Genomic DNA, 9972 nt, shown 5'->3' on the forward strand with positions numbered 1-9972 from the left:
AAAGAGACAAGATGAAACATATCAAAAATACTTTCCTGTTCCTGCTGATACTGAGCTTTGTATCCTGCAAGAAAGATTTCCTTTCGCTCAACCCGCAAGCCGAACTCACAGCAGAGCAATTGACTACCCAGGATGGGGTGGAGGGTTTACTGGTTGGTGCTTACGGATTGCTGAATGGCAATATTAATGGCACCTGGGGTAATTATGGAGCCGCACCAAGCCAATGGCTTTTCGGTGAGGTGGCTTCGGATAATGCACACAAGGGTAGTAGTGTAGGCGATCAGCCCAATATGAATGCCATTGAGCAGCATTCCCCTACCAGTACAAATGATAACCTTTCCAATCTCTACAACAGATGTTTTGAAGGGGTTCAACGTTGTAACAATACCCTTAAAATCCTGGCCGACTTACAATCTGGCAAGGGGGGGAGCAAATTTGCCGATGCAAGGGCAAAAGAGATCCAGGGAGAAGCGAGGTTGCTACGGGCACATTATTACTTTTTTCTGGTTAGGGTATTTAAGGTGGTTCCTTATGTTACAGAAGCCACTGCAGGTACCTTTGTCCCAAATGACAAAGATATTTATCCGAACATCATTGAAGATTTACAGTTTGCCGTTGCCAACCTGAGTACAACCAAACCGAAGAATCAAAAAGGGCGTATGGATAAATATGCAGCCCAGGCCTATCTGGGAAAAGTGCTGCTTTATCAGAAGCGTTATGCAGAAGCCTATACTCTACTGAATGCAGTCATTCTGGCTAAACCAGATCTGACAACGCTGCCCTATAGCGATAATTTCGACATCACTAAAGAAGACGGTCCGGAATCTATTGTAGTAGTGGAGCATTCTGTTGGTACCGATGGTACCGGGGGTGAAAACGGAAATGTGGGCGATATGTTAAACTTTCCTTATGGAAGCGTTACACCCATCAACTGCTGCGGATTTTTTCAGCCTACAATCGACTTAGCCAATGCATTTAAAGTTAATGCTGCGGGGCTTCCGTTACTAGACGGCAGCTACCGTACCAACCCTTATGTTTCTGATTTTGGTTTAACAGCTACGCAAAAAACAAACTATCAGGTCGACAAAACTTTGGCGCTTGATCCCAGGATTGAATCAACCATCGGCAGACGGGGTGTCCCTTACCGCGACTGGGGAATCATGGCTGGAGACAGCTGGATCAGAGATGTGAGTAGCGGCGGTCCGTTTGTGGCGGTTAAAAATTCTATTGAGGCGGCACAGATTGCCTCGGGTACAGGACCGGGAATGACGAATGTTACCGGATTAAATGTTAACCTGATACGCCTGGGTGATATTTACCTGATGGCCGCGGAATGCGCCGTGGAAACAGGTGATTTGCCAAGGGCCTTAACCCTGGTGAATGCCGTTCGGCAGCGTGCCGCAAAAATAACCCCGGCAACGATTAACGGAACTCCTGCAGCGGCATATAAAGTAAGCCCTTATCCCTCTTTTCCAAATGCCGATTATGCACGTACCGCTGTTCGTTTTGAGCGTAGGCTGGAGCTGGCTATGGAAGGACACCGCTTTTTTGACTTAGTACGTTGGGGTGTGGCCAAACAAACACTCGAAAGCTACTTTGCATTTGAAGGTAATTATTTTGACTACCTGAAGGGACTTGTTATCGAAACAAGAGATGAACATTTTCCGCTTCCTCAGGATCAGATTGACAGGAGTAACGGAACTTTAAAACAAAGTCCGGGCTACTAAATCAACCAGGATGTAATCAGGCAGAACCTTTACGGGTTCTGCCTTTTTTATTGCTCTTCTTTAAATCTGCTGAAAAATAAAAGGGCTATGATGCAGAGTGAAAAACCCACGATGCCGTTTAGCCTTAAACCATAATCGTTTCCCGGATCTTTACCATAAATGGTGAGCATGGCAAAAACAGCTATGCCAATTGTTTGACCTAGTTTCACGAACAAATATTTGACTGCGAAAAACATTCCTTCGTGGTTTTCTCCACTTTCTAAAGTGTCTTTTTGTGCAATATCAGCTAAAATCGCATTCGGAAGAATACCGAGTGCCGCTAACGGAAACGAAGCGAAGACAACCAGAATATACATCTGGTTAGCAGGTGCGAAAGGTAATTTGCCTAAAAAGAATATGGTCACGAAAATCAGACTTAATATTCCGAAGGCGAAAAGTACAAGTCGCTTTTTACCAAATTTCTTTGAGCCGTAATTGATAAAAGGATAAAACAAAAGCGACAATAAAACCATTAAGCCCATAAATTTACCCCCGTCAGAATCGGGTAAGCCAAGCAGTACGGTTACAAAATACAACAGTCCACTCGACATGATACTTAATGCGGTGTAATACGTAAAATCAGAAATCAGATAATATTTAAAGTTCGCATTCCGGAAGGTACTTTTTATGGCCGGCAACAAGGGGATGTGTGAGGGTTTAGTTTTTACATGTTCCCGCTCGCTGATAAATAAAATTGGCATAATCATCACTAAACCTGAGAAAACACTTAAGGCGATGATGGTGTATTGCAAGGCCTCGAAGCGGCTGGCCACATGAAATCCACTTTGAATCAAATCCGCGAAGTTATTGATCAGGGCACCCAGGATCATCCCCATTACAAAGCCCACCTGTTGCAGAGTCGAAAGCTTTACTTTTTCTTCGGTTGTATGTGTTAGTTCAGCCAGCAATGCATTGTAAGGGATAATATAGGTCGTAACTGATATGAAAAAGCCTGCCAGGGCCACTGTAAGCCACCAGGCATTATGTACACTTTCGCCCTTTACCCAGGGATGGAATACCAGGCAGCAGCACACCACTGCAGGCAGAATAGCCCACTTCATAATAGGGAAACGTCTTCCTTTGGGATTATTACTTCTATCACTTACTGAAGCAATAAACGGATCGTATATCGCATCAATAAGCCTTCCTGAAGCAGCAATAATAGAGAGTAAGTTGAAAGCACCAAATAACAACAGTTGTGGTACAAGGGGAGTTAGGCCGGAATTGTTTGGCGGCAGGTAGAAATAGGGTAACATCACGATGATAATATTCGTCATGATACTCCAGCCCATCATTCCTGCGGCGTAAGCGATCTTTTGTTTTCCTGAGAGTGTTTTGTTCATTGATGATCTCACTAATTAAACTAAAAAGCATTACACCATAAAGTATAGTGTTGCTTTTCAGTCTTTAAATTATTTCTTTTTAAACAATTTCGCAATGAAATAGATTAACAGAAACCCAATAAATATATATAATCCATTTAATGCTGCATTTGGGTCATCGGCATAAATACTAAAAGCAACAAAAGTGTAGGCAGCAATAAATATGATTGGCAATATAGGGTATAACGGAACCGTATAAATTGTTTTTTTATCAAGATGGGCAGTGCGTTTTCTCAAAATGAAAATAGTTGCTGCCGAACTTGCCATGCTAATGCTTTCGAGAAAAATAGTGTAGTTCAAAATCTTGTCAAAGGTTTTGGCAAAGAAAATGATAACTACGGCTACGATTGCAAAAACGGTTAAACTCCAGGTAATCACCTCGGTTTTTGTGTTCATTTTACTGAAGATTTTCGGAAGCGCTCCTTCTTCGCCCATGGCGAACATCGCCCTGGGGTTACTTAGCAGATTAACATTTACGTATCCCATCACTGAAATGAAGATGATGACCGAAAGCATGTTAAACCCGGCGGGACCGAAGATTTTTGAGGCGAGAATCGCCGCAATGCTTTCGGCAGTTTTTAGCTCTTCGAAGCCAATAACCTTTACATACACATAATTAAGTACCATGTATAGCGCTACGATAATGGTAAGTCCGATAATAATGGAACGTGGAATAACCTTCTTAGCTTCTTTAACCTCTCCGCCAAAGTTAATGGTTTGGGCGTAGCCGGCATAAGAGAATGAAACGGCAATTAAACATAAGCCCAGGGCTTTTCCATAATCGGCCCATCCCGGCAATAAACCGTTTGTGGTTTTAAAGACAGGGGTGTCTGACTGAACCTGTCCCGCGAAAAATACTGCACAGATCAACGTTAATATCAGGACAATTTTAATGATGGTGAGCACATTCTGTGTTTTCGAACTGGCCTTTAATCCCAGCAGGTTGATGAAATAAAAGATCAGAATAGTTGAAATGGCTATGATCACTCGATAGGTCTCATTCTGCATTGCTGCCGGAAGAATAATTTTACTGAGGTATTCTGCACCGATGATTGAGATGGCGGCGACTGAGGCTGCACTTGAAATTAGAACGATACAATTTATCGCAAAAGCGATAGAAGGGTGGTAGGCCTTTGAGAAAATTTTATAGTATCCACCGGTAACCGGGTACCGCGAGCCAATTTCAGCATAGGTTAGTGCGCCACAAAATGCAACAAACCCACCGATGAACCAGGCCAGATAAAACAACTCAGGGATTTGTGCTTTTGCAGCCACATTAACCGGAGTGCGGAATATACCCATTCCAATGACCAGGCTGACTACAATCATAGACAAATCAAATAGCGAAAGTTGCTTTTTCTGTTGCATTAAACGTGAATTTCAAATAAAGGTTGAAGATAGCTAAAATATAGAAGATGTGAGATGCTGCTGTGCTTCCATCTGGAATTTGTTACCGGTTCATTTTTGTTGAAATTTTCATTTGCTAGCCTCGCAGAATAAATCTATTATTGTATAATAATTTTTTGCTATTAGATAATTCGGATCATAATTTAAATGTTTTCTGGATTTTCAATAACAAATCATCCCTAAATACTTGTCATGTTGATCGTTAAAGCTTTCCCCGAACATCCCTCGGTACAGCTGCTTTGTGTGAAAACCGGAGTTCAATCAACCTGACAGCAAATAACAAAATTTATGGCAGAAGTAATTTATAACGACGACAGTATTCGATCATTAGACTGGAAAGAACACATCAGACTACGTCCCGGTATGTATATCGGTAAACTTGGTGATGGGTCGGCCCAGGATGATGGTATTTATGTTTTGTTAAAGGAAATTGTAGATAACTCTATCGATGAGTTTGTGATGGGCACTGGAAAAACCATCGAAATTACAGTTTCTGAACAAAAGATAAATGTTCGCGATTATGGCCGCGGGATACCTTTGGGGAAAGTTATTGACTGCGTGAGCAAAATAAATACCGGTGGTAAATACGATAGTAATGCCTTTCAGAAATCAGTAGGACTGAATGGTGTGGGTACAAAAGCAGTAAATGCGCTATCCACCAGTTTTACGGTACAATCATACCGTGATGGTAAAACAAAAAAGGTAGAGTTTTCAAAAGGAGAGATTGTAAATGAGCAACCTGTTATCGATACTACACAGCGAAATGGTACAGCCATTACTTTTTATCCCGACGAAACGATTTTCAGAAACTACCATTACATTCCGGATTTTGTAGAAAGTATGGTGTGGAATTATGTTTTCCTGAATACCGGACTGACCGTAAATTTTAATAACCAGAAATATTTTTCGGAAAGGGGTTTATACGACCTGCTTTCCAAATTTAACAAGCCTGAAGAAATTCGTTACCCGATCATACACATGATCGGTAGTGACATTGAAATTGCCATGACTCACGGTCAGCAATACGGTGAAGATTACCACTCATTTGTTAACGGACAGCATACCACCCAGGGAGGAACTCACCAGGCGGCTTTCAGGGCTGCAGTGGTAAAAACTGTACGCGAATTTTTTAAGAAGGAGTTTGATGCTTCGGATGTACGTTCATCCATCATCGCAGCGATCTCAGTTCGCGTTCAGGAACCGGTATTTGAATCGCAGACCAAAACCAAGCTTGGCTCCCAGAATATGGGGCCGGACGGGCCGTCAGTTGCCACGTTTATCAATGATTTCGTGAAGAAAGAACTTGATGATTACCTGCATAAAAATCCTGATGTTGCAGATGCACTGTTAAAAAGGATCATGCAATCCGAGCGTGAGCGTAAAGATATTGCCGGCATTAAAAAACTGGCTAACGACAGGGCAAAAAAGGCATCGTTGCATAATAAAAAGCTGCGCGACTGTAAAGTTCATTTCAATTCTACCCACGAGAAACGTTATGAAACAACTTTGTTTATTACTGAAGGTGATTCTGCATCTGGTTCCATTACCAAATCACGTGATGTAGATTGCCAGGCAGTTTTCAGCTTAAAGGGTAAGCCGCTTAACTGTTATGAACTTACTAAAAAGGTGGTGTATGAAAACGAAGAATTTAACCTTTTACAACATGCATTAAACATCGAAGACGGCCTGGATGGCCTGCATTACAATAACATTGTGATTGCGACGGATGCAGACGTTGATGGGATGCACATCAGGTTGCTGATGATGACATTCTTTCTGCAGTTTTTTCCTGATTTAGTAAAAGCAGGACACGTTTACATTTTACAAACACCCTTATTCAGGGTTAGAAATAAGAAAGAAACCATTTATTGTTATAGTGATGAAGAACGCCGGAATGCTATCGAGAAATTAGGGAACAAACCTGAAATTACTCGTTTTAAGGGGTTAGGGGAAATATCTCCGGATGAATTCGGTTTGTTTATCGGAAAAGATATCAGGCTCGATCCTGTTATTTTAAAAGATCAGACCATTAAAGGTTTGCTGGAATACTATATGGGAAAAAACACACCCGACAGACAGCAACACATCATCAAAAACCTCCGAATTGAAAAAGACGAAGTGAATGAAGAACCTAAAATTATTGATGAAGTAGCCTAAAATCCGGCGTTGATGTAATCCGAAAATTAAATCAACACCTTTGAAATCCACAAAAAGTTCTGCAGCAAAGTATTTACTGATCGTATTTTTAATATTGGCCACCTTTGGAATAACCGCAGGGTTATTCATCAACTTCTCTAAAATACCAATATTAAAATCAGCAACCAGGATTGTCCATGTTCAGAATGACTTTACCAGACTTGACAGCTGCATTTTTAAACTTTATAATGCAGAGAATAGCTGCAGAATGTATGTGGTAAGTGCAAAGAGGATTTACTATAATCAGTTTGTTGATGAGATCAGAGCAGTGTCGTTGATTATGGATTCAATTGAACATGATAATCTAAAGGAAAGTGCTTTTTCTCCAGACAACTTTGCTGCACTGATCAAACAGAAGAAAATCAGAACAGCCCAGTTCATATTTTTAAGGAAGTTATCGGATAGCCTGATTAACTTTTCTGCCCATATTAATCAGGATGTAAGTAAAACAGAGCCAAAGGGAAGAATATTTACCGCAAGACAATTTAAGAGCATTGTTAAAATCGATACCATTAGGGCAGGCAAAGCCGGACAGGCCCGAAAGAAGATTTTCGCCAGGATTTTTGATGCCATTAATGCCAGGGATGTAAAAGGAGTAGATAGTTCGACGTCGACTCTGGTCAAGACAGCTATTTCTGCCGATACCTCGTCTTTGAATGTGGCTTACAATAATTTACAACTCAAAACCATCAATGCTTACTATCTAAGGCTCTACAAACTCAATCAACAGCTCAAGGATAAAGAAAAACAATTGCTTGATGTAAATCATCGCCTCATCACCTCCATTGTAAATGGCCTCAAACAGTACAGGTTGAATGAGCAAGAATACTATTCCACCATTCAGCAACTCATTAACGAAAATACCTACGGTACTGTTGAAAACCTTGACCGGTTTACGCTGGCATTACTTTCCCTGGCTGTTGGCTTACTCGGTTTCGTATTTTATATGGTGTTTCATCTGTACAGGAACGAAAAAGCCCTCGTGAATTATAGCAATAAGGCTGCACTGTATGCACTTTCCAAAAGCAGATTTCTGGCGAATATGAGCCACGAAATACGCACACCATTAAATTCAATTGTCGGGTTCTCAGAACAGCTGACGCAAACAGAGCTGAAAGCTGTGCAAAAGGAGCAGGTAGGCGCCATTAGGAATTCATCTGTTATGCTGCTCGATGTAGTAAACGATATTCTCGACTTTTCGAAATATGAAACGGGGAAAGTTATTCTGGAGCAAATTCCATTTTCTCCATACCACGCCATTAAGGATGTTTTTGATAGCATGAGAATACAGGCTGTTAAGAAAAAACTAGAGTTCACCATGAATCTGGACATAGATAGTGACGTTTATGTTATCGGAGACCCGCTCAGGCTTAAGCAAGTGGTGATGAATCTTTTGAGCAACGCAATCAAGTTTACGGGCAAAGGCAGCATAAGTCTTAGCGGCCGTTTATTTTTAAACGAATACAACGAGGCACAACTTAAAGTAAGTATTGCTGACACCGGCATTGGTATAAACCCATTAGATCAGCGGATTATTTTTGATGAGTTTGCACAGGTTTACTACTCTTCCACCAAAGAGAAACAGCAGGGGACGGGGCTCGGTCTGGCGATTTGTAAAAAAATTATCGAATTTCAAGGAGGAAACATTAGTGTTGAAAGTGCTGAAAAAAAAGGATCTACATTTTCTTTTGAAGTCACTTATCAGAAGACGAAGAAACCGGAAACCGAACAATCAGGTGCTCTAAAGACAGGTGCTGAGGAACAAATTTTAGCTGGCAGAAAGATTCTCCTGGCAGATGACAATGCGCTAAATATTTTACTGGCAAGCACCATTTTGAAGAAACATAAAATTGCTTTCGATGTTGCCTATAATGGAAAAGAAGCACTGGATCTTTTCAACGAAAATGAATATGATCTCGTCCTTACGGATATCCAGATGCCGGAAATGGGTGGAATGGAGTTGACTCAAAAAATCCGGAATTCTGCTAATTTGGCTAAACGGAATGTCCCGGTTCTGGGTGTTACCGCCAATGTAATGCAGGAAGACCGGGAAAGGTATCTGGCATCAGGAATGAATGAGCTGGTGCTAAAGCCATTCCTTGAACAAGAACTCTTAGAAAAGATATCACGGTTTATAAAGTAAAAACATTACGGGAGTTGCTTTTATTAATTTCTGCCAATAATTTATGCTTCACCTTTAGGTGCATGAATAGTATCTTCCGGATGTTGAGGTGGTAGTACATCTACCTTTTTTTCTACAATGGTGATCTTAGTAAATACAGCATATTTGCTTGGAGATATGCCTCCATCGTATTTTTCAGCATAGGCCTGGGTAAATTCCGCTCCAAAGTATAGAATAATGGAGGTATAATAAATCCACAGGAGAATCACGATAATTGAGCTGGCGGCTCCAAATGCAGACCCCGGATTGCCCTTTTCGATATAAATTCCAATCAGGTACTTGCCCAGACTAAATAGTACAGCAGTGAAAAGCGCACCCAGGATTGCTGATTTCCATTTGATATTTACATCAGGTAATACTTTAAAAATGACGGTAAATACAGCGGTAACTGCAGCGAGGGTAATGACGTTATTTAGAATATAGATAATCAGGGCCATTGTATCGTCGGCCACCGGGACGACCTTATCGATTTCAGTTTTTGATAAAAGTGCTATCAGTTTATCGCCTAAGCCCACCACGAGGCTGTTAACTACAAGCGAAACCAGTAACAAAAAGCCCATTGAAACGATAAGGGAAAAGGATAGAAGCCGGTTGGTTAACATTTTCAACCAGCCTTTTTTAGGAATGGCCTTAACTTTCCAGATCATGTTGATACTGTCCTGAATTTCAATAAATATGGCGGTAGATCCGATAATCAGTGTTGCAATACCGATAATTAAACCGATAGTTGACTGACCGGATTTGTTGGCATGGTCTACAAATCCCTGAAGTTGAGTGGTGGCATCCGGACCCACCATATCATTTACCTGAGCAAAAAATTTGTTTCTTGTATCATGATTCATCTTATCTCCGAAAAACAATGTGGCGGCTGATAAAACAATGACGATGAGTGGCGTAAGCGAGAAAATGGTATAGTAAGCAAGTGAAGCACTGAGTTTTGTAATCCTGTCTTCGGCAAAGCCTTTACCCGCCGCTAAAAAGAGGTGGTAAAGGGCTATAAAGAAACTTTTGATCTTGTTGATTAACTTCATTAACTAAT

The 9972-nt window shown here is 41.1% G+C and carries 6 protein-coding genes; 3 read left to right on the forward strand and 3 right to left on the reverse strand.

All coding sequences use genetic code 11. From position 1 onward, the window contains the following. Positions 1–11 precede the first annotated feature (11 nt). Complete coding sequence (locus R2Q80_RS12805) at positions 12–1727, forward strand: RagB/SusD family nutrient uptake outer membrane protein (protein ID WP_316799981.1); 1716 nt, start codon at positions 12–14, stop codon at positions 1725–1727. A gap of 47 nt (positions 1728–1774) precedes the next feature. On the opposite strand, the gene R2Q80_RS12810 is transcribed toward R2Q80_RS12805, so the two are convergent. After that, positions 1775–3109: an MFS transporter gene (locus R2Q80_RS12810; RefSeq protein WP_316799982.1), complete on the reverse strand. Its 1335-nt coding sequence runs from the start codon at positions 3107–3109 to the stop codon at positions 1775–1777. Between the two features lie 69 nt (positions 3110–3178). Continuing rightward, complete coding sequence (locus R2Q80_RS12815) at positions 3179–4516, reverse strand: APC family permease (RefSeq protein ID WP_316799983.1); 1338 nt, start codon at positions 4514–4516, stop codon at positions 3179–3181. A 327-nt stretch (positions 4517–4843) separates the two neighbouring features. Between R2Q80_RS12815 and R2Q80_RS12820 the strand changes: the two genes are divergently transcribed. Continuing rightward, positions 4844–6712: a DNA topoisomerase IV subunit B gene (locus R2Q80_RS12820; RefSeq protein ID WP_047798676.1), complete on the forward strand. Its 1869-nt coding sequence runs from the start codon at positions 4844–4846 to the stop codon at positions 6710–6712. Between the two features lie 40 nt (positions 6713–6752). Then, positions 6753–8894 carry an ATP-binding protein gene (locus tag R2Q80_RS12825; RefSeq protein ID WP_316799984.1) on the forward strand — a complete coding sequence of 714 codons (2142 nt, stop codon included), beginning with the start codon at positions 6753–6755 and terminating at the stop codon, positions 8892–8894. Positions 8895–8935: 41 nt separating this feature from the next. Here the strand turns inward: R2Q80_RS12825 and R2Q80_RS12830 are convergent, their stop codons facing one another. Continuing rightward, a complete protein-coding gene (locus tag R2Q80_RS12830) occupies positions 8936–9964 on the reverse strand; it encodes a YihY/virulence factor BrkB family protein (protein WP_047798675.1) in 1029 nt (342 codons plus the stop codon). Positions 9965–9972 lie beyond the last annotated feature (8 nt).

The organism is Pedobacter frigidisoli, from assembly GCF_032678525.1.
GTDB classification, from domain to species: domain Bacteria; phylum Bacteroidota; class Bacteroidia; order Sphingobacteriales; family Sphingobacteriaceae; genus Pedobacter; species Pedobacter frigidisoli_A.